Below are 19,527 nucleotides of genomic sequence, written 5' to 3' on the forward strand. Positions count from 1 at the left end.
CCTGAGCGATTGGCCTGAACGGAACAGGGGAGCGAATATGTCTGATACCGAAGGTGTTATAACCGGGGTGGGCGGAATTTTCTTCAAATGCCGTGACCGAGAGAATCTTGTTTCCTGGTATCAGGACAAGCTGGGCTTTCCGTTTGACGGAGCCGGAGCGTCTTTTGTGTTCCGCGAAGATGATGACCCGGAAAAGCTGGGCTATTTCGTATGGGGGCCCTTCAAGCGGGAGAGCGAGTATTTTCGCCCCTCAGGCAAGGAATTCATGATCAACCTTCGGGTTCGGGGGATTGAGAAACTTTTGGAACGCCTCAAGAAAATGGGCGTCGAGCAAATCGGTGAAATTGAAGAATTTGAATACGGCAAGTTCGCCTGGATCATGGACCCGGAGGGCACCAAGATCGAGCTGTGGGAGCAGTTGGGCGATCCACCGATGATGGATGAATAATATTGGGAAGCGCCGCCTGGGGGTGGGCTTATACAGGGGGATTCTGTGAGGAAATTTATTATTCGTGGCGCGGCTGTTGTCGTGGCCCTTTTGCTATTGTTCATTCTGTGGCCAGCCAAGATTGATCCCATAGCTTATACGCCGCCTGAAGGCCCTGGTTTTGAAGGCGTTTATGCCACAAATGACGAGCTACTTGGCGCGGAGACCATTCTGCTTCAGATCAGTCGCGGGCCCGAAGACGTTGCCGTCGACGGTGAAGGGCGTATCTACGGTGGGCTGCATGATGGCCAGATTATCCGCATCCTGCACGACGGCACGCAGGAGGTGTTTGCCACGATCGAAGGCGGCAGGCCGCTTGGGCTGCATTTCGATGCTGCGGGCAATTTGATTGTTGCAGACGCCTGGAAAGGCCTTCTGTCTTTCGACAAGGACGGCAAGATGACTGTCCTCAGCACGGAAGAGGGCGGCGTGCCTTTTGCCTTTGCCGATGACCTGGATATCGCGAGCGACGGCAAGATCTATTTTTCTGATGCCAGCGACACCTATAGCCAGCCCGATTACCGACTGGACCTTCTGGAAGCGCGCGGTAACGGGCGGCTTCTGGTGTTTGATCCCGCAACAGGAGAGACCACCAAGCTGCTTGGTGACCTCTATTTCGCTAACGGGATAGCCCTCTCGCAGAATGAGGATTTCGTTCTGGTCAATGAGACCGGGCGATACCGGGTGACCCGCTATTGGCTCAAGGGTGACAAAGCCGGCACTTCGGATATCTTCATCGACAACCTGCCAGGCTTTCCAGATGGCATTTCCGCGAGCCGCAAGGGTACCTTCTGGCTCGCGATCCCGTCGCCGCGCAACCCGATGATGGATAATCTGCACCCCAAGCCGTGGGCCAAGGCCCTGGTATCAAAGCTGCCAACCTTCATGCAGCCTTCGGCCATTCATATGGGGATGGTGATTGCGCTTGATGAACAGGGCAATGTAATCCGCACGCTGCAGGACCCTATGGGGAGCAATGTTTACATGATTACGTCTGCCGAACAGGTGGGCGACATGCTGTATCTGGGCAGCTTGGAAGCGCCCCAGGTTGTGCGCATCAGGGTGGGGGATTAATCCCCCACATCTATGTCCCGACCCCGGGCGGCGGGGCAGTACCGAAACTTTGCACCAGTGATCCGGCCACAAGATTCCAGCCGTCCACAAGCACGAAGAAGATCAGCTTGAAAGGCATGGCGATCATCACCGGTGGCAGCATCATCATGCCCATGGACATAAGGATCGAGGCTACGACCATGTCGATCACGACAAAGGGCACATAAAGCAGGAAACCAATCTCAAACGCGCGGCGAAGCTCCGAAATCATGAAGGCCGGTACAAGAATGGTCAGTGAGACTTCCTCTGGTGTGTCAACCGGCTCGGATGGTGACAGGTTCATGAAAAGTTCCAAATCTTTTTCCCGCACCTGGGACAGCATGAAATTCCTGAGAGGAACGGAGGCGCGGTTGAAGGCTTCCTGTTCATCGATTTCTTCGTTCACCAGCGGTTGGATTCCCTGGTTCCAGGCGGCTGTCAGGGTAGGGGCCATGACATAGCCTGTCAGGAATAGGGCCAGCGAAATCAAGACAATATTGGGGGGTGTTTGCTGCGTACCCATAGCACTTCTTAGAAGCGAGAAGACAATGATCATGCGGGTGAAGCTGGTCATCATGATCAGGATGCTTGGCGCCAGGCTCAGCACTGACAGCAAGAGAATCATCTGTACCACGCGACCGCTCAGTGAGCCGGATTCGCCTAAATCAAGGCTCAGAGACTGTGCTGCTGCAGGTGTTGTCACCATCGCCAGCGCGGCCAGACCCAACGGCAAAAGGAACAGGAAACTGCGGATGATCAGCTTGCGGTGAAACTTAATGGCTTTCACGATTGGTTTCCTCTGCTAGCGCCTGTTTGAAGCCCGACGGTGTGTTAGTGCCTTCCGGCCCGTCAAGCAAAGTGATGCCATGCTGGCCGGTTCCGAGAAAATAGTCGCGTCCGCGCCAGTTCACAACCACCAAACGGTTGCGAGCATCCAGCATCTGGCTGTCGACGACGGTAATCTCCCGTTTCTTGCCTGTCATGCGCGGCTGTCCCGGGATCAGGCCGAAGCGTTTGACGGCCCATGCGGCCAGCCCTAGCAGGCCCAGCATGATAATGAGGATGGAAAAGGCGCTTATGGCTTCACTTGTCATTGATCGGTTATTTCCCCGTCGTCCTCTGCCGGCATTGGTTGCAGCAGCTCGGTGGTCTCTATTGTATCTGAAGCTGGCTCACGCGCGGCTTCCATTGCCTTGTTTTCTGCATATACCCGCTCCAGTATCAGTGAGACGGCATGCAGGGCCTCCAGTGGAATTGGGCTTTCAACCTCAAAGGCATCCAGAAGCTCCGTGAGGTCCTTGTCCTGCCGGACCTTCACACCCTCTGCAAAGGCGATGTCCAGAATTTTTTCCGCGTTAAAGCCATGTCCTTTCGCGGTAATTCGGGGAGCAGCGTTCTCGCTATCCCTCTTTACAGCAATGGCTTTTGTGTCAGGCACCGGCTTGGGTGCATCTGTCGGGTTCTGGTTTGACATGTCGATATTGAGCGATAAATCGGCCGGAAATGCAAGCGCTTGGCTAAGGGGTACAAGAAAAATATCGCGTGTTTGCAACTTGTTAACCGGTTCCGGTGCATGCTATGGTATGTTGAAATAAGTAATGCGCGCAAAAAGAGACTGTTGGAAACATGGATTTAACCAATATTCCCCTGATGGCCGCTCTTAGAAGCCGGATGAAATGGCTGAATAACAACCAGGTTGTTATCAGTGAAAATATTGGCCACGCCGATACGCCTGGCTATAAGGCTAAAGAGCTGACCGAGCAGAATTTTTCCGGTCTCGTTGACGGGTTGGTTTCCGGTCGGACGCACAGCACACAGATGCGTACGAAGGATGCCCGCCACCTTGATACAAGTGGTGCTTCTGCCTCTAGCGCGCGCAAGCAGGATATCAAGGACGCGGAGGAAACCCCAACGGGTAACTCAGTCGTTCTCGAAGAAGAAATGCTCAAATTGGCTGACAACCAGATGAAGTACGGCATGGTGGTCAACCTCTACAAAAAGAATATCGGGCTGTTGAATATCGCCCTAGGCAAAGGTGGCGGACGCTAGAACAGCGTCGTGACCGGCTTGAACCAGTGTAAAGGAACAAGCGATGGATCTCGAAAAGGCTATGATGGCTTCGGCAGCCGGGCTGCGCGCGCAGTCAGTGCGTATGCGTGTCATCTCCGAAAACATCGCCAACCAGAATTCGGTCGCATCGGAACCGGGTGCAGACCCATACCGGCGTAAGATCATCACCTTTCAAACCGAACTGGACCGCGCTTCGGGCGTGGAACTGGTAAAACCGGGCAAGGTGGAGTTCGACCAGAAGGAATTCGGCAAGAAATACGATCCGGGCAACCCGGCGGCTGACGACGCAGGCTATATCAAGACGGCCAATGTGAACGGCATGATCGAAATGATGGACATGCGCCAGGCCCAGCGGACCTATCAATCGAACATCAATGCGCTTGAGGCCAGCCGTCGGATGGCCACCATGACGCTTGATCTGCTGCGTTAGGAGATAGGCAATGAATGTGAAACAGCTTGATGCCGTCAACGCCTATTCGCAGGCCACCAAGAAGATGCAGGAGACCGGCCTCGGTTCTCGTGACGGTCTGGATGGCGCCAAGTCTAACAGCGCTTTTTCAGCTCTTGTAAATGATGCCGTTGGTGATGTTCAGCAGGCGACATCACACATGGAAATCACGTCTGCCAAGGCTTTGGTAAATGAAGCTGATATGGTGGATGTGGTGACTGCGGTTTCCAATGCCGAGATGGTGGTAAACACGGTCGTGACAGTGCGCGACAAGGTGATCGCCGCCTATAACGACATCCTGAAGATGCCAATCTAACCAAGCCGGGCGGGGGCAACCAGAATATGGAAAGTGGTGACGTCATTGAGGTCGCGCGGGATGCGCTATTGACCCTTCTGCTTATTGCAGGCCCCATACTGGCTGTCGGTCTTGGTGTAGGCCTGATAATCGCTTTCTTCCAGGCGCTGACCCAGTTGCAGGAAATGACCCTGACCTTTGTTCCGAAAATCATCGCTGTTTTCGCGGCCTTGCTGATCGCGATGCCCTTCATGGGGCAAAGTATGTCTGCCCTGATGCTGCGGATTTCGGAACGCATCATCTCCGGCGGATAACCCATGCTGGGAGAAGTCCTTCCAGCGGAAGCATTCGGGTTCTTGCTTGTCGCCACGCGCCTTATTGCCCTTGTTTTGACGATGCCTGTGCTTGGCGACCAGTCGGTGCCAGGGCGCATACGGGCAACAATGGGCTTTGTGATTTCTCTTGTCGTCTATCTTTCGGTTCGGGCTGAGCTACCGCCTATGCCCGATAATGCCATCATTCTGGGTGCTCTGCTTATCCGTGAAGCCATGATCGGGGTGGTTCTGGGGTTGACGACGCGGATCATGTTGGCAGCAACCCATGTAGCAGGTACAGTGATCGCCTTCCTGACAGGACTGGCCGCCGCTCAGTCCTTTGACCCAAGCCAGGGTAGCCAAGGCGTCCTTGTTGGGGCCTTCCTGACACTTGTCGCCATCACACTGATCGTGGTTACAGACCTGCACCATCTTATGATCCTGGGCATGGCGCACAGCTATCTGAAATTTCCGGTAGCCCTTGGCTTGCCCTATACGGATTTCGCGATGGTCATTGTCGAATATACGTCGAGCGCTTTTTTGCTGGGGTTTCATATCGCGGCCCCCTTTGTGGCCTATGGTATCATCTACAATGCAGGCCTGGGGCTGATTTCCCGCATGATCCCGGCCTTCCAAGTGTTTTTCATTGGCATGCCCATTAACCTCTTTATGGGGTTCGCCCTGTTGATGATCCTTATGGGGTCGATGATGGCGCTATTTATTGAGCGGTTTGAAGAGCTCCTTGTGAGCTTTCTGGGATAGAGAATGGCAGAGCAGGACGACAGCCAGAAGACTGAGGAGCCAACCCCCAAGCGCCTGCGTGAGGCGGAGGAAAAAGGTGATGTGGCCCAAAGTCAGGAGGTGAAAACCTTCTTCATGCTGTTCATTGCCGCCATTGTTATTGGGGCCGGCGGCGGCTTCATGGGCACATCTGTCACCAACGTCCTATATGTGCATATGTCGACGCTGCACCTGATGGACACCGATCAGGTGGGCGCTCTTGAAAGCCTGATGCCAGTCGTTTGGCGCATTTTCCTGGTGCTTCTTGTACCGTTTGGGGCGCTTGTGTTCGCGGCGATAGCCAGCAACATGTTGCAGCATAAGACAAGCATCACCTTTGAAAAGATCAAGCCCAGCTTCAAGAAGCTAAGCCCAGCATCAAATGCCAAGAAGTGGGCACCTGATAAATTGGGCGTGGAAGCGTTCAAGATTTCTGCCAAGCTGATCGCTGTGGCGGTTGTTATTTTCATCATCGTCTATCCGGAACGTGGCCGGATGGATACGTTGATGCTGCTGCCGGTTATCGATGTCGTCGCGCTGATCCATACAATGGTGATCAAGCTTCTGATCGGTGTGCTGATTGTGATGGCGATCGTTGCGGCCATTGATTTCTCTTACCAGTCTTACCAGCACATCAAGAAGCTGCGCATGACCAAGCAGGAGGTCAAAGACGAGCACAAGCAAACCGATGGTGACCCCAAGGTCAAGGGCAGGTTGAGGGCGATCCGAATGGAGCGTTCGAGGCAGCGTATGATGGCCGCTGTGCCGGACGCAGATGTCGTGATCACCAACCCGACACACTATGCCGTAGCACTTGAATACAAGCATGGGCAAATGGATGTCCCCCGCGTGGTTGCCAAAGGGGTTGAAGGCGTGGCGCTCAAAATCCGGGAAGTTGCAACCGAACACAATGTGCCGATTGTCGAGAACCCGCCGTTGGCCAGGGCATTGTATGCAACTGTTGAGATCGACGAGGAAGTGCCGCCAGACCATTATAAAGCCGTGGCAGAGGTAATCAGTTATATCTTGAAGCTGAAAAGGGCAGGGTTCAAGCCATCGCGTTAACGGGCTTGCCTTCTCGCCATCAGGGTGACTACTCTCTGAACTATAGGTGGGCAGAACAGGGACCAAAGGGGTAGGCATTTATGGAAAGCCGGTTGCCGAGACCGTTTCAGGAAGCGCTGCATCAAAGCGAGGCCAAGTCCGGTGTTAAACTGCTGACAGTTGCCTTGGCAGGCCTTATTGGCACCATCGGCATTGCTGCATTGGTTGCAGTAAGCTGGGGTATGGCCGTTGCTTCCATTCTGGGCGGTATTTTGTTGATTGCGACTGCGCTTACGCTTCTCCGGGCCCTTGGCGGCCTGCATCAGCCCCTTGAGCAGACTGAGTTTGCAGATCGAGAGTTGGTCCAGACCTTGGTATCTCTTGATCGGCGGGCTGTAGCGCTTAGCGACTTCCGGGGAGAGATTGCAGCGTCCAACGCCGCTTTTGACCGGCTTGCCATGGGGCGTGTGCGAACAATGATGGACCTGTTCCGCTCTGATGGGGTGAAGGAAGCGTTTGAGAAAACACTGGTGCTCGCAGCGCAGACAGGGCAAGGCCGTGGCGTGTTTGCGAGCGACCGCGCGGATAGCGAAAAGCTGAAGCTAACAGGGCGCCGCACCGGCTATCACATATTATGGCGCGTTTCGCGCGTTGGAGACCGGGAACGGCTCGACCACGAACGCAAGATGATCGGCGATTGGGGCGCACCGCTTTTCGAGCGTCTCGGCTGTGGTGTACTCCTGGAAGATGCGTCAGGCAAAATCCACTATATCAATGATACTCTTAGGGAATGGATGGGCCTGGCAGAGGGCGAAATGCCGCTCAAGATACAGCTCAAGGCCGGGGAAACCCAGCTCCTGATTGGCAAGAAACAGCGGATGGACGTAGATGTGGTGGATATGCCGCTGCCATCGCGCGAGGACGATAGAAACCTCGGACGCTACCGGTTCCTGCGTAAGCTGGACCAGATTCGCGGGCGCCTGGTGCCGGAAGACCGGGAATTCCTGATAGACCCCATCTTTGATGCCGCGCCCATCGCTGTGGCGGTTGTTGCCCGGGATGGGGCTATCAAGGAATATAACCAGCCGCTCAAGCGCCATCCGGCAGGAAAGACGATCAGTGTTGGCTCCAGCGTTCTTGACCTGGTCAAGGAAGATGACCGGGCTGACCTGATGGAGCTCATCGGTTTCGCCCATGACGGCAAGCCGGCTTCAACGCCGCTCGACGTGGTCTATGACGGCCAGCCGGAACGGGTTGGTCAGATTTATTCGTCTGCTATCTCGCGCGGTGATGAGACATACGCTATTCTGTATCTCATTGATACAACACAGGAAAAGAGCCTTGAGCGTCAGTTCGTACAGGCTCAGAAAATGCAGGCGGTTGGCCAATTGGCCGGTGGTGTAGCGCACGATTTCAACAATCTGCTGACAGCCATTATCGGTTTCTGCGATCTCTTGCTGGTGCGGCATGACGCGGGCGACCAGTCCTTCTCTGACATCATTCAGATCAAACAGAATGCTAATCGCGCGGCCAATCTTGTACGCCAGCTTCTGGCCTTCTCGCGCCAACAAACGCTGAGGCCCAAGGTCCTGATGATGACCGATGTGCTGGCGGAGCTTTCAAACCTCATTCGTCGTCTGATCGGTGAAAATATTGAACTCAAGGTGGTGCATGGCCGTGATCTGCAGCCGGTGAAGGTGGACCAGGGGCAGCTTGAGCAGGTGATTATCAACCTCGCGGTGAACGCGCGCGATGCCATGCCGGGGGGCGGCAGGCTAGAGATAAAAACAAGCATGATTGGCCCGGATGACCCGCTCATTGAACGCTACGACGTGGTGGTGCCCGACGATTATGTGCTGGTGGAGGTGATTGACAGCGGGTGTGGTATCGCGCCTGAGAACATGTCCAAAATCTTTGAACCTTTCTTCACCACGAAAGAGGTGGGGCAGGGCACGGGCCTTGGGCTCGCAACCGTTTACGGCATCGTCAAGCAAACCGGCGGCTTCGTTTTTGTCGAATCAGAACTCGGGCACGGCACCCGTTTCCTGCTGTTCTTCAAGGCCCACGCCGCAGAAGCAGAAGCCGAAAGCGCGGCGCAAAAGCCGGAGGCCCCAGCCCGCGACCTGACGGGCAAGGGCACGATCCTGATCGTGGAAGACGAAGACCCCGTGCGCATGTTCGCGTCCCGCGCGCTGGCCAACAAGGGATACAAGGTACTGGAAGCCGCATCGGGTGAGGCTGGGCTTGAGATACTCAATACCCACCCGGAAACCATCGATCTTCTGATCTCTGACGTGATCATGCCGACGATGGACGGCCCCACGCTCGTCAAGGAAGCGCGCAAAAACATGCCGAACCTGCCGGTGATCTTTGTCTCCGGTTATGCGGAAGACGTGTTCCGGCAAAACCTGGAGGCGGAAGAGTTCCTTTTCCTGCCGAAACCCTTCTCGCTGAAAGACCTGGCGGAGAAGGTTAAATCCATCCTCGGCTAACGGGCACACTGAGCGCAAATGGGCACACAAATGGCACAGGGGTAGTGCCCTTTTTTTCTTGGTGTTCCTGCATGAACTAGGCGTGAGAACAAAACGCGAATATTTGTTCTTGCGAAGAGAGAACAAAAAGGGTACAAGGTGGCAAGGGCAAGGATGACAAATCATCCATTGCAAGGGATATCAGCCTGTGGAATAAGGGAGCCCGATCATGGCAACAGCAGAACTACAGTTGGTAAAGGGAAACTCCATGGATAAGACAAAAGCGCTTGAAGCAGCGCTTGGCCAAATCGACCGGGCCTTTGGTAAAGGCTCCGTTATGAAGCTGGGGCAGCGGGAATCGGGCATCGAGATCGATACCATCTCCACAGGCTCGCTCAATCTCGACATTGCGCTTGGGATCGGCGGTTTCCCCAAAGGCCGGATCATTGAAATCTATGGGCCGGAAAGTTCCGGTAAAACCACGCTGGCACTGCACGCAGTGGCGGAAGCCCAGAAGGCGGGCGGCATCGCGGCATTTGTGGATGCTGAGCACGCGCTCGACCCGGTTTACGCCCGCAAGCTGGGCGTGGACGTGAACGAACTGCTGGTGAGCCAGCCTGATACGGGCGAGCAGGCGCTTGAGATTGCCGATACGCTGGTGCGTTCCGGTGCTGTAGACATCCTGGTGGTTGACTCTGTTGCGGCACTGACGCCGCGCGCTGAACTTGAAGGCGAGATGGGCGACAGCCATGTGGGCCTGCAGGCCCGGCTCATGAGCCAGGCACTCCGGAAGCTTACGGCCTCCATTTCCAAGTCCAACACGATCGTTATCTTCATCAACCAGATCCGGATGAAGATCGGCGTAATGTACGGCAGCCCGGAAACAACAACGGGCGGTAATGCGCTCAAATTCTATGCCTCCGTCCGTCTGGACATCCGCCGGGTTGGTGCGATCAAGGAAAAAGACGAGATCGTCGGCAACGCTACGCGGGTGAAAGTGGTGAAAAACAAGCTGGCGCCTCCGTTCAAGCAGGTCGAGTTTGACATCATGTACGGCGAAGGCGTTTCCAAGATGGGCGAGATCATCGACCTGGGCGTCAAGGCTGGTGTCGTTGAAAAGTCCGGCAGCTGGTACAGCTATTCCAGCCAGCGCATTGGCCAGGGCCGCGAGAACGCCAAGCGCTTCCTTCTGGAGAATACTGACATCTCCAACGAGATCGAGAATATGATCCGTAAGAATGCGGGCCTCGTCAACGAAGCCATGCTGGTTGATCCAAAAGCCGAAGACGCGGACGACGCAGACGCGAAGTAGGGCATTGGCCATCTGCAGGTCGTCGCCTTAGAAGTTATAAGAATTCCGGGAAAGCGGCCTTGTGGGGCCGCTTTTTTGGTTCCAGCGGCGCAATTGCTGCAAGGGCAGGTTTAAGGAAACATTATCCTTTGACAGCTATTGTCTGCCTTGGATTGTGGTGGGGCATTGTGGTTGTGGGGTCATATGATACGTCGGGCTACCATTTTTCTTGTCTTGATGGCTTCTGCATGGCAGGGGCTGCTTGCCGCTGACAAGCCGACCATCCACTGGCTCAGCCCTGATTTCCCACCTGTTTTCATCGCTAGTGGCGAGTATGAGGGGAAGGGGTACGGCGACCAGATCGTGCGCTATGTGGCCGAAAAGCTGCCCGAATACAATCATGTGACAGTCACAGTTAACCTCAACCGCATCTACGCGCAGATGAAGAAGCTGGACGGCTTCTGCAGCGCTGCCCTTTTTAGAACCCCGGAACGCACCGCTTTTGCGACTTTCAGCGACGATGTCTATCATCTCATGACCAACCGCGTAGTCGTGATGCAGCGCAACGTCGGGCTTTTTGCCCCCTTCCTCAACACCGACGGCGAAATCGACATCGCAAAGCTGGTGGCAGCGGATCATCTGTCGCTTGGTGTGGTGCCGGAACGCTTCTATAGTCAGCTGATCAACGAGACCCTGGGCAAGCTCGGCGCAGCGGATCATATGGTTACCATACCGTTTGACCGCTATGGCGCGCTGCTATTGCATGGCCGCATCGATTATACCTTCGGGTTCCCCGCCGAAGTCAATCACCAGTTCCGCCAGCTTGGCAAACCGGACAGCTTTACGGCTTTCCCGATTGCAGGCGAAGAAAGCGTCCAGTCCGGTGGCTTCAGCTGTAGCGACATGCCCATTGGGCGAGCGCTGATCGGCAAGATCAACGCCATGATCGCCAAGGAAGACCTTAGCGGCGTCTATGACAGCTTCTATGAACAGTGGCTGGATGCGCGGTCGCTCAAGGACTACCGCAAGCGCCGTGCCGCCATGAAGCGCTAAGCCTATCCTTTCTGGCGCTTTTGGGTGCTTCCGGTCGTACCCTTTTCAAGAAATATGGATGAAGCGCGTCTATAGGCGGTGCAGATGCTAGACACACCAGTATTGCCACGCTAAAACGGCCATAAGAACCGGTGTCGTAACAATGGGGCTAACCCCTTTGCGGCACCTGAATTTTGTTTTCGAGGACTGAGGCCAATTTCATGACCGCACCGATCACTGGCGCTAACGATATCCGCAAGGCGTTTCTGGATTATTTCAAAGGGCAGGGGCACGAGGTGGTGCCGTCCGCGCCGCTGGTGCCGCACAACGACCCGACGCTGATGTTTGTCAACGCGGGCATGGTGCCGTTCAAGAATGTCTTCACGGGTGCGGAAACGCGGGACTATAACCGGGCTGTGTCCAGCCAGAAATGTGTGCGTGCCGGCGGCAAACACAATGACCTCGATAACGTGGGCTACACCGCGCGCCACCATACCTTCTTCGAGATGCTGGGGAACTTCTCCTTCGGTGATTATTTCAAGGAAGACGCGATCAGTCACGCCTGGAACCTGATTACACGCGAATATGGCCTGAACAAGGACAAGCTGACGGTCACAGTGTTTCATGAAGATGATGAAGCCTTTGACCTGTGGAAGAAGATCGCGATGCTGCCGGAAGAGCGCATCATCCGCATCGCCACATCAGACAACTTCTGGTCCATGGGCGATACGGGGCCTTGTGGGCCGTGCTCTGAAATCTTCTATGACCACGGCGATCATATCTGGGGCGGCCCTCCAGGCACGCCGGAAGAAGACGGCGACCGTTTCGTGGAAATCTGGAACCTCGTCTTCATGCAGTATGAGCAGTTGGCGTCAGGCGAGCGCATCAACCTGCCGAAGCCGTCGATTGATACCGGCATGGGGCTGGAGCGTATCTCCGCCGTGATGCAGGGCACCCACGACAACTATGAGATCGATACGTTCAAAGCCATCATCGCAGCGTCGGTGAACGCTACGGGGGCTGCAGAGAATGACAAGACGCGCGCATCGCACCGGGTGATCGCAGACCACCTGCGTGCCTGCAGCTTCCTGATCGCGGACGGCGTGCTGCCGTCCAACGAAGGCCGCGGCTATGTGCTTCGCCGCATCATGCGCCGCGCCATGCGCCACGCGCACATGCTGGGCGCGAAGGATCTGGTGATGTACCAGCTGGCGCCAACGCTGATCCACGAAATGGGCCAGGCCTTCCCTGAACTTGGCCGTGCCGAGCGTCTGATCGAGGAAACCCTGAAGCTTGAAGAAGGCCGCTTCCGCCAGATGCTGGACAAGGGCCTCAAGCTCTTGGATGACGAGCTTGCCAAAATCGGCGACGGCACCGAGCTGCCAGGCGATGTGGCGTTCAAGCTTTATGACACATACGGCTTCCCGCTTGACCTGACACAGGATGCCCTGCGCGCTCAGGACCGCACGGTTGACGTGGACGGCTTCAATGCCGCCATGGAAGAACAGCGCGCCAAGGCCCGCGCCGCCTGGTCTGGCTCCGGCGATGCAGCGACTGAGAAAGTTTGGTTCGATATCAATGACGAGTTCGGCGCGACCGAATTTGTCGGCTATTCCACCGAACAGGCGGAAGGCAAGGTTGTTGCCCTTGTGAAAGACGGCGCGCGCACCGAGAGCGCGGGCGAGGGCGACGAGGTGCTGATTGTCACCAACCAGACGCCATTCTACGGCGAAAGCGGCGGCCAGATGGGCGACACAGGCACGCTGAAGACCGACGACGCAGATATCACTGTAACTGACACGCTCAAGATGGTAGGCGCCTTGCATGTGCATAAAGCCACCGTTTCGAAAGGCAGCCTGAAAGTTGGTGATACGGTTGAGATGTTGGTGGACGGTGAGCGCCGGTCGAAGCTTCGGGCCAACCACTCCGCAACCCACGTGCTGCATGAAGTGTTGCGCCGTGAACTGGGCGATCATGTGACCCAAAAGGGGTCCCTTGTGGCGCCAGACCGCCTGCGTTTTGATATTTCGCATCCCAAGGCCATGACCGAAGATGAACTGGCCGCCGTTGAGCGCGAGGTGAACCGGGTGATCCGCGAGAACGCGGCCGTTGAAACCCGGCTCCTCAGCTATGACGACGCGATCGAGGCCGGTGCCATGGCGCTGTTTGGTGAAAAATATGGCGATGAAGTCCGCGTTGTGTCCATGGGCGACGAGGCAAGCGCTTCCAAACCACATTATTCGGTTGAGCTGTGCGGCGGTACGCACGTCAAGCGCCTGGGCGACATTGCACTCTTTACTATCCTTTCAGAGGGCGGCGTGTCCGCTGGTGTGCGCCGGATCGAGGCCCTGACGGGTGAAGCGGCGCTTGAACACCTCCTGGGCCAGCAACGGCTTTTGAAGGAGGCCTCTGCCCAGGTTAAATCCAGCCCGGCTGAGCTTTCAGACCGCATCTCGGCGCTGCAGGCTGAACGGAAAACGCTGGAGCGCGAGCTTTCGGAAGCCAAGAAGAAGGCGGCGCTTGGCGGCGGTTCTTCCGGCCCGGCGGCGAAGGACATCGGCGGCGTGAAATTCCTGGGCCAGGTGCTGGACGGCGTGAGCCCCAAGGACCTGCGAGGCCTGGCGGATGACGCCAAGAAGTCCCTCGGCAGTGGGGCAGTGGCCTTTGTGGCCGTCAATGACGGCAAGGCCGCACTTCTTGTTGGCGTTACCGACGACCTGACAGCCAAGCTGAGCGCTGTTGACCTGGTGCGCGCGGGCGCTGAGGCGCTTGGCGGCAAAGGCGGCGGCGGGCGTCCTGATATGGCGCAGGCCGGTGGCCCGGACGGTGCGAACGCTGCCAAGGCGCTTGAAGCTATTGAGGCGGTTATCGCTGGCTAGAAGCAGCCCAGAAAGGCACAATCATGAACAAGCAGACAGTCCGCCAACGCACATATAGCTTCCTGGAGCTGGGAAGCTTTGCGGGGCGGAAAGCTGCTGTGTTCGAAGGCTTCATGATTGTGCTGATCCTCCTGAACGTGGCGGCGGTCGCGCTTGAGACAGTTGACAGCCTATGGCAGGCCTATGGCCCTATTTTCCAGGCATTTGACGCCCTTTCTATCGGCATATTCACGGTCGAGTATCTGGCGCGTGTGTGGGCCAGCGCGGAACGCGAGGCAGTGCCGGGAGACAGGGGCTGGGAGCGGCGTGTCCGCTATATTTTCTCGCCTCTCGCGCTGATTGACCTGATTGCCATCATCCCATTCTATTTCGGCCACCTGACAGGGCTTGACCTGCGCGTGCTCAGGATATTCCGGCTGCTCAGGCTTCTCAAGCTGGTGCGCTATTCGCCTGCGCTGTCATCGCTCGCGCGCGTGATCTATGCCGAACGGCAGGCGCTTCTGGCCGCCATGGTGATTATGGTGGGGCTTGAGGTGTTTGCCTCCACGCTCATGTATCTGGCGGAACATGAGGCACAGCCTGAAGCATTCGGCAGCATCCCGGCGGCACTCTGGTGGGCGCTTGCCACCTTCACGACCGTAGGGTACGGCGATGCGGTGCCGATCACGGATCTTGGTAAAGTCATTGGCGGTGTCGTGATGATGATGGGCTTTATCTTTTACGCCGTGCCGATTGGCATCATCGCCTCCGGCTTTTCAGATGAAGTGCACAGGCGCGAATTTGTCGTGCCCGTAGGTGTTGTCGATGATTTGCCGGCACTGAAAAAGTTGCCGAAAGACGTGGCCAAGGAGCTGGCTTCGCGCGTGCGGTCAGTGACGCTCGTTCCCGGCACAGTGCTGACGCGCCGCAGTGATGTGGACAACGGCATATATTTCATCCTTTCGGGCGAAATCACGGCCTTCTACCATCACCGGGCAATCTCACTCAGTGCGGGCGATTTCCTGGGCGAATGCTCGCTGATCAGTGACCATGGCCGTCAGCCCGCTTCTGTCGCACGCACCCGGTGCCGTGTCATGTGGCTGGACAGCACAGAATTGCAGATTCTGATGTCCATCTATCCAGCGCTTCTGAGCGAACTTAAGGAATATGCGTCCCAGCGCCTGATCGGCCTGGTGGAATGCGGACTTTTAAGTGGCGAAGAGCGCACGGAAATGATAGCGGATTATGACCATTGGGTTGCTGTCGCCAGATCCCCTCAAATGTGATAGTGTCCTGTCTCTGGGGGGCTTCGAGCTAGTTTAAGGGAGCCTGGTTTGGTTCGGTGTTTTTCAGTTCTTCCGTTGCTTGCTGCCGTTATGGCGGGGCCGATCGCTTTTTCATCCGCAAAGGCTGAAGACAGCCTTGTGTTTCAGGTTGAACACCATCCCCCCTTTCTGGAAATAGAGGCAGGCCGCGTTTCCGGCATTTTTGGCGACACTGTCAATCAGGCTGCGGCCATAGCCGGCCTGACTATCGAGTGGCAGGAACGGGCCTTCAATCGCATCAAGCGGAACCTGGACGATGGCACGCAGCCCTTTTGTGTGGCCGGCTATTGGAAGAAAAGCACGGAGCAGGATGAGCAGTGGCATTTTTCGCCACCTATCGGCACATTCGGGCGCTCGGGCCTGCTGGTGCGGGAAGCCGACAAAGCAGCCTTTGAAGCACTGCCTTCCATAGAAGCGCTGTTCACCGATACGGATTTCATTGGTGGCTTCGTGACCGATGCTGTCTATGCCATCCCGCATCTGGAGCTTCTTAAGAAGAGCCACAATAAGCATCTTTTCATTGCTAGCAGTCATGACAAGCTCGCTGAGCTTCTGGCGCGCAAGCGGATCGATTTTGTCATCGAAAACGAATTGATGGCGCCGATCCACAAAGCACAGGTGGCAGGGGGTGATGCGCTCGCTTTCCTGAGCCTTGAAGGGATGCCTGCAGGCAGGGAGGCGCATGTGGTCTGTACCAAGGCGGTCCCGACTGCTATTCTCAGCAGGCTTGATGCGGGCCTGGAAGTCGTAAAAAAAGCCGCCCAAGAGTAGGCGGCTTTTCAAATTCTTTAGCAGTTATTTGGGATTAGCCCAGTTCTGCCTTCAGGTTCTCGTCGATCTTGTCGAAGAACTGGCCTGTGGTCATCCAGGATTGGTTCGGACCGATGAGGAGCGCCAGGTCTTTGGTCATGTGGCCGGTTTCAACCGTGTTGACACATACCTTTTCAACCGCTTCAGCGAAGTTGACCACTTCCGGCGTGCCGTCCATTTTGCCGCGATACTTCAGGCCGCGCGTCCAGGCGAAGATGGAAGCGATCGGGTTCGTCGACGTTTCCTTGCCTTCCTGATGCTGGCGGTAGTGGCGGGTCACGGTGCCGTGTGCGGCTTCTGACTCAACGGTCTTCCCGTCTGGCGTCATCAGAACGGACGTCATCAGGCCGAGGGAGCCGAAGCCCTGTGCCACGGTGTCTGACTGCACGTCGCCGTCATAGTTCTTACAAGCCCATACGAAGCCACCAGCCCATTTCATGGCGCATGCCACCATGTCATCGATCAGACGGTGTTCATAGGTGATGCCAGCGTCTTTGAACTTGTCCTGGAATTCGTTTTCGAACACTTCCATGAACAGGTCCTTGAAGCGGCCGTCATAGGCCTTGAGGATGGTGTTCTTGGTGGACAGGTAAACCGGCCACTGGCGGTTCAGGCCGTAGTTCATGCAGGCGCGGGCGAAATCGCGGATGCTGTCGTCCACGTTATACATGCCCATGGCAACGCCAGCTTCTTCAAACTGGTACACTTCGCGTTCGATGGCTTCGCCGCCGTCGGAAGGCTCGAACTTCATGGTCAGCTTGCCAGCACCTGGCACCAGGAAGTCAGTCGCACGGTATTGGTCGCCAAAGGCGTGACGGCCGATAACGATCGGCTTGGTCCAGCCTGGAACCAGACGCGGTACGTTCTTCATGATGATTGGCTCGCGGAATACGGTACCGCCCAGAATGTTCCGGATGGTGCCGTTCGGGCTGCGCCACATTTTTTTGAGGTCAAATTCCTCAACGCGCTGCTCATCAGGGGTGATGGTCGCGCATTTCACGCCCACACCGTGTTCCTTGATGGCGTTTGCCGCGTCAATGGTGATCTGGTCGTCCGTTTCGTCACGCTTGGTGACGGAAAGGTCATAGTAAAGAAGCTCAACATCGAGATACGGCTGGATCAGGCGTTCGCGAATCCATTGCCAGATGATGCGTGTCATCTCGTCGCCGTCAATTTCCACGATTGGGTTTTTTACGGTAATCTTGCTCATAGTTCCCTCAAATTTATATTTTTCCCAAGGGGTAGTATCGCGCCGGGGAGAGGGCCGGTGCGGATTTTGCGCGCACCCTATCACCAGAATCTGCAGAGTTGAAGGCCCATCCGCAGGAAAAGTGTGACTTTTTGCGGATTTTACCCCTAATGACCGGTTTTTCTGCCGTCAGCGTCCCTGACTTTGGCTTAGAAAAGCTCGCTCCTGGCTTCAGATGGGGCGGTTTCCATCGCTTTCAACTTCTCAATCGCCTGTTCGGCTGTGTCGACAATGGTAAGGAGTGACGCATTCTCGGCACTGGCGAAGCCGCCATCCACGACATTCTTCACAAGTTCGACCAATGGCGTCCAATAGTCCTCATGATTGATCAGGATAATCGGCTTCTTGTGCAGGCTAAGCTGCGCCCAGGTCATGATCTCGAATGTCTCGTCAAGCGTGCCAAGCCCGCCGGGCAATATGATAAAGGCATCAGACCGGTCAAACATCATGCGCTTGCGGTCATGCATATTCTGCGTGACGTGAAGCTCGGTCAGGCCGTCTTGCGTAATCTCAACCGCATCCAGGTGCTCGGGGATGATGCCGATCACGGGGGCGCCGCTGTCGCGCGCAGCGCGGGCCACGACCCCCATCAGGCCGATGCTGCCAGCGCCGTAAACAAGGCCCATGCCAGCGCTCGCAATGCGGCCCCCAAGGTCAGACGCCAGTGCTTCATAGGATGGTTTGTTGCCTAGCCTGGAGCCGCAATAGACACAAACATTCCTGATTGGTGTGGTGCTATGGGGTGTCGACTTCATACATTACCTCTTGCAGGAGGGCCATAAGCTGGCCAAATACTGGAAAAATGCGCTAAATCAGTGTCATAAAGTTTAGTTGTCAAAGTTTTGACATGTTTTTAATAAATTCATCTTTCATTATATAGGCCCGATTGTTAAGGCTTTGTTGAACAGGACGTATGGTGAGTTATGGGCCCACTGGAAAGCAAGAGCGATGATATGCGCCGGATTGCCATCGGTGCCGTGAGCGCGGCTATTGGTGTCGGCGCTATTCTTTATGTGCTTTTCTCAGACGAGCCCGCACCGCAAGCGCCTGCCACCCCCACTGAAGTATCAGAACAGCAGCCAGCAGCAGAACAGGCCGCAAAGCCGGTTCCCGAGTTTGACCTTGTGCGTATTTCGCGCGGCGGCACGGGTGTGATCGCGGGCCGGATGGCCCCGGGCGCAAAGATCGAGCTGTTTGCAAATGGCCGCAAAGTCTCTGAGGTGACAGCCGACGAGAACGGCGAGTGGGTCATGATTCTTGAGGAACCGCTAGACGCCGGTTCCGTTGAACTGAACCTAAAGGGCCGCGAACGCGACGGCACAGAAGTTGCCGAAGCCGATAATGTGGTCGTGGTATCGGTGCCTGAACGCGATAACCAGCGCTTCCTTGAGCGCGAACAGAACGGCGTTGTGGCCGTGCTGACCCCCAAAAGCGGGGAAGGGGCCTCCACGGTCCTTCAGAAGCCGGGCGTAGCCGCCTTTGGTGAAGTGGGTGAAAGCCTGAGTGTCGATACAATCGATTATGGTGACGGCGGCGACGCTGTTATCACCGGCCGGTCTTTGCCGCGCGTGGATGTTCGTGTGTATCTGGACGGAAATTTCATTGGCAACATGCGGGCGGGTGACGAAGGCCGCTGGCAGATTGCGCTTGCGGGCCAGGCGCTGACGCCGGGCAGCCATGTGATCCGGGTAGACCAGACCATCGGTGATGGGCAGGTGCAGCTTCGGATCGAACAGCCGTTCGAGGCGGGCGAGGCCATTGACCCAGCCGTTGCCGAAGGCGGCGTGATCGTGCGGCCCGGCAATACGCTGTGGCAGATTGCCCGCCAGCTTTATGGCTCAGGCGTGCGCTATACGGTGATTTTCCGCGAAAACAGCGAACAGATCCGCGACCCGGATATGATTTATCCGGGCCAGATGTTCCGCCTGCCGCTCAAGGACGAAAAGTCCGAAGGCTAGGCG

Annotated in this window: 20 protein-coding genes; 15 read left to right on the forward strand and 5 right to left on the reverse strand. The window is 56.3% G+C overall.

Features of this window, described 5'->3' with window-relative positions; all coding sequences use genetic code 11:
* Positions 1 to 37: 37 nt before the first annotated feature.
* Together KORM41_RS05150 and KORM41_RS05155 are read left to right on the forward strand one after the other, a co-directional pair.
* A complete protein-coding gene (locus KORM41_RS05150; protein ID WP_068145561.1) occupies positions 38 to 448 on the forward strand; it encodes a VOC family protein in 411 nt (136 codons plus the stop codon).
* A 45-nt stretch (positions 449 to 493) separates the two neighbouring features.
* Complete coding sequence (locus KORM41_RS05155; protein ID WP_068145563.1) at positions 494 to 1,561, forward strand: SMP-30/gluconolactonase/LRE family protein; 1,068 nt, start codon at positions 494 to 496, stop codon at positions 1,559 to 1,561.
* A 10-nt stretch (positions 1,562 to 1,571) separates the two neighbouring features.
* Here KORM41_RS05155 and fliP read toward each other — a convergent pair whose 3' ends face one another.
* The 3 genes from fliP to KORM41_RS05170 form a co-directional block, all read right to left on the reverse strand.
* On the reverse strand, positions 1,572 to 2,285 hold the full coding sequence (gene fliP, locus KORM41_RS05160; RefSeq protein WP_082719792.1) for a flagellar type III secretion system pore protein FliP: 714 nt from the start codon (positions 2,283 to 2,285) through the stop codon (positions 1,572 to 1,574).
* Between the two features lie 67 nt (positions 2,286 to 2,352).
* Entirely contained in the window at positions 2,353 to 2,673 is a 321-nt protein-coding gene (gene fliO / locus KORM41_RS05165) for a flagellar biosynthetic protein FliO (RefSeq protein ID WP_068145565.1), read from the reverse strand.
* The gene (locus tag KORM41_RS05170) at positions 2,670 to 3,053 is read right to left on the reverse strand and encodes an EscU/YscU/HrcU family type III secretion system export apparatus switch protein (RefSeq protein WP_082719793.1); all 384 of its coding nucleotides are present in this window, start codon (positions 3,051 to 3,053) and stop codon (positions 2,670 to 2,672) included. Before KORM41_RS05170 ends, fliO begins: the two co-directional genes overlap by 4 nt.
* Before the next feature lie 152 nt (positions 3,054 to 3,205).
* Here KORM41_RS05170 and flgB point away from each other — a divergent pair, with 152 nt between their 5' ends.
* The 12 genes from flgB (at position 3,206) to KORM41_RS05230 (ending at position 16,278) form a co-directional block, all read left to right on the forward strand.
* The gene (gene flgB, locus KORM41_RS05175; protein ID WP_082719766.1) at positions 3,206 to 3,628 is read left to right on the forward strand and encodes a flagellar basal body rod protein FlgB; all 423 of its coding nucleotides are present in this window, start codon (positions 3,206 to 3,208) and stop codon (positions 3,626 to 3,628) included.
* A 43-nt stretch (positions 3,629 to 3,671) separates the two neighbouring features.
* Positions 3,672 to 4,079 carry a flagellar basal body rod protein FlgC gene (gene flgC, locus KORM41_RS05180; RefSeq protein ID WP_068145571.1) on the forward strand — a complete coding sequence of 136 codons (408 nt, stop codon included), beginning with the start codon at positions 3,672 to 3,674 and terminating at the stop codon, positions 4,077 to 4,079.
* A 10-nt stretch (positions 4,080 to 4,089) separates the two neighbouring features.
* Positions 4,090 to 4,413, forward strand: a complete 324-nt coding sequence (locus tag KORM41_RS05185; protein ID WP_068145573.1) for a flagellar hook-basal body complex protein FliE — start codon at positions 4,090 to 4,092, stop codon at positions 4,411 to 4,413.
* A gap of 26 nt (positions 4,414 to 4,439) precedes the next feature.
* A complete protein-coding gene (gene fliQ / locus KORM41_RS05190) occupies positions 4,440 to 4,706 on the forward strand; it encodes a flagellar biosynthesis protein FliQ (RefSeq protein ID WP_068145576.1) in 267 nt (88 codons plus the stop codon).
* A 3-nt stretch (positions 4,707 to 4,709) separates the two neighbouring features.
* Entirely contained in the window at positions 4,710 to 5,468 is a 759-nt protein-coding gene (gene fliR / locus KORM41_RS05195) for a flagellar biosynthetic protein FliR (RefSeq protein WP_068145580.1), read from the forward strand.
* 3 nt (positions 5,469 to 5,471) lie between these two features.
* Positions 5,472 to 6,551, forward strand: coding sequence for a flagellar biosynthesis protein FlhB (gene flhB / locus KORM41_RS05200; protein ID WP_068145581.1), 1,080 nt, complete (start codon positions 5,472 to 5,474; stop codon positions 6,549 to 6,551).
* 80 nt (positions 6,552 to 6,631) lie between these two features.
* On the forward strand, positions 6,632 to 9,022 hold the full coding sequence (locus tag KORM41_RS05205; protein WP_068145584.1) for a response regulator: 2,391 nt from the start codon (positions 6,632 to 6,634) through the stop codon (positions 9,020 to 9,022).
* Between the two features lie 208 nt (positions 9,023 to 9,230).
* On the forward strand, positions 9,231 to 10,313 hold the full coding sequence (gene recA, locus KORM41_RS05210) for a recombinase RecA (protein WP_068145588.1): 1,083 nt from the start codon (positions 9,231 to 9,233) through the stop codon (positions 10,311 to 10,313).
* 183 nt (positions 10,314 to 10,496) lie between these two features.
* Positions 10,497 to 11,345 carry a TIGR02285 family protein gene (locus tag KORM41_RS05215; RefSeq protein WP_068145591.1) on the forward strand — a complete coding sequence of 283 codons (849 nt, stop codon included), beginning with the start codon at positions 10,497 to 10,499 and terminating at the stop codon, positions 11,343 to 11,345.
* Between the two features lie 212 nt (positions 11,346 to 11,557).
* Entirely contained in the window at positions 11,558 to 14,203 is a 2,646-nt protein-coding gene (gene alaS / locus KORM41_RS05220; protein WP_068146116.1) for an alanine--tRNA ligase, read from the forward strand.
* Positions 14,204 to 14,226: 23 nt separating this feature from the next.
* The gene (locus KORM41_RS05225; protein WP_068145593.1) at positions 14,227 to 15,468 is read left to right on the forward strand and encodes an ion transporter; all 1,242 of its coding nucleotides are present in this window, start codon (positions 14,227 to 14,229) and stop codon (positions 15,466 to 15,468) included.
* A 75-nt stretch (positions 15,469 to 15,543) separates the two neighbouring features.
* Positions 15,544 to 16,278 carry a transporter substrate-binding domain-containing protein gene (locus KORM41_RS05230; protein ID WP_068145596.1) on the forward strand — a complete coding sequence of 245 codons (735 nt, stop codon included), beginning with the start codon at positions 15,544 to 15,546 and terminating at the stop codon, positions 16,276 to 16,278.
* Positions 16,279 to 16,312: 34 nt separating this feature from the next.
* Here the strand turns inward: KORM41_RS05230 and KORM41_RS05235 are convergent, their stop codons facing one another.
* Both KORM41_RS05235 and KORM41_RS05240 read right to left on the reverse strand, forming a co-directional pair.
* Positions 16,313 to 17,527 carry an NADP-dependent isocitrate dehydrogenase gene (locus KORM41_RS05235; protein ID WP_068145600.1) on the reverse strand — a complete coding sequence of 405 codons (1,215 nt, stop codon included), beginning with the start codon at positions 17,525 to 17,527 and terminating at the stop codon, positions 16,313 to 16,315.
* 188 nt (positions 17,528 to 17,715) lie between these two features.
* The gene (locus KORM41_RS05240; RefSeq protein ID WP_068145605.1) at positions 17,716 to 18,321 is read right to left on the reverse strand and encodes an LOG family protein; all 606 of its coding nucleotides are present in this window, start codon (positions 18,319 to 18,321) and stop codon (positions 17,716 to 17,718) included.
* A 168-nt stretch (positions 18,322 to 18,489) separates the two neighbouring features.
* Here KORM41_RS05240 and KORM41_RS05245 point away from each other — a divergent pair, with 168 nt between their 5' ends.
* On the forward strand, positions 18,490 to 19,524 hold the full coding sequence (locus tag KORM41_RS05245; RefSeq protein WP_068145608.1) for a LysM peptidoglycan-binding domain-containing protein: 1,035 nt from the start codon (positions 18,490 to 18,492) through the stop codon (positions 19,522 to 19,524).
* The last annotated feature ends 3 nt before the right edge of the window (positions 19,525 to 19,527 follow it).

It is taken from the genome of Kordiimonas lipolytica, from assembly GCF_001550065.1.

What these genes read in the sequence shown, in the direction of transcription:
- KORM41_RS05150 (WP_068145561.1), top strand. Translation starts at nt 38, where the DNA reads ATGTCTGATACCGAAGGTGTTATAACCGGGGTGGGCGGAATTTTCTTC.
- fliP (WP_082719792.1), bottom strand. Translation starts at nt 2,285, where the DNA reads ATGGTGACAACACCTGCAGCAGCACAGTCTCTGAGCCTTGATTTAGGC.
- fliO (WP_068145565.1), bottom strand. Translation starts at nt 2,673, where the DNA reads ATGACAAGTGAAGCCATAAGCGCCTTTTCCATCCTCATTATCATGCTG.
- KORM41_RS05170 (WP_082719793.1), bottom strand. Translation starts at nt 3,053, where the DNA reads ATGTCAAACCAGAACCCGACAGATGCACCCAAGCCGGTGCCTGACACA.
- flgB (WP_082719766.1), top strand. Translation starts at nt 3,206, where the DNA reads ATGGATTTAACCAATATTCCCCTGATGGCCGCTCTTAGAAGCCGGATG.
- flgC (WP_068145571.1), top strand. Translation starts at nt 3,672, where the DNA reads ATGGATCTCGAAAAGGCTATGATGGCTTCGGCAGCCGGGCTGCGCGCG.
- KORM41_RS05185 (WP_068145573.1), top strand. Translation starts at nt 4,090, where the DNA reads ATGAATGTGAAACAGCTTGATGCCGTCAACGCCTATTCGCAGGCCACC.
- fliQ (WP_068145576.1), top strand. Translation starts at nt 4,440, where the DNA reads ATGGAAAGTGGTGACGTCATTGAGGTCGCGCGGGATGCGCTATTGACC.
- fliR (WP_068145580.1), top strand. Translation starts at nt 4,710, where the DNA reads ATGCTGGGAGAAGTCCTTCCAGCGGAAGCATTCGGGTTCTTGCTTGTC.
- flhB (WP_068145581.1), top strand. Translation starts at nt 5,472, where the DNA reads ATGGCAGAGCAGGACGACAGCCAGAAGACTGAGGAGCCAACCCCCAAG.
- KORM41_RS05205 (WP_068145584.1), top strand. Translation starts at nt 6,632, where the DNA reads ATGGAAAGCCGGTTGCCGAGACCGTTTCAGGAAGCGCTGCATCAAAGC.
- recA (WP_068145588.1), top strand. Translation starts at nt 9,231, where the DNA reads ATGGCAACAGCAGAACTACAGTTGGTAAAGGGAAACTCCATGGATAAG.
- KORM41_RS05215 (WP_068145591.1), top strand. Translation starts at nt 10,497, where the DNA reads ATGATACGTCGGGCTACCATTTTTCTTGTCTTGATGGCTTCTGCATGG.
- KORM41_RS05225 (WP_068145593.1), top strand. Translation starts at nt 14,227, where the DNA reads ATGAACAAGCAGACAGTCCGCCAACGCACATATAGCTTCCTGGAGCTG.
- KORM41_RS05235 (WP_068145600.1), bottom strand. Translation starts at nt 17,527, where the DNA reads ATGAGCAAGATTACCGTAAAAAACCCAATCGTGGAAATTGACGGCGAC.
- KORM41_RS05240 (WP_068145605.1), bottom strand. Translation starts at nt 18,321, where the DNA reads ATGAAGTCGACACCCCATAGCACCACACCAATCAGGAATGTTTGTGTC.
- KORM41_RS05245 (WP_068145608.1), top strand. Translation starts at nt 18,490, where the DNA reads ATGGGCCCACTGGAAAGCAAGAGCGATGATATGCGCCGGATTGCCATC.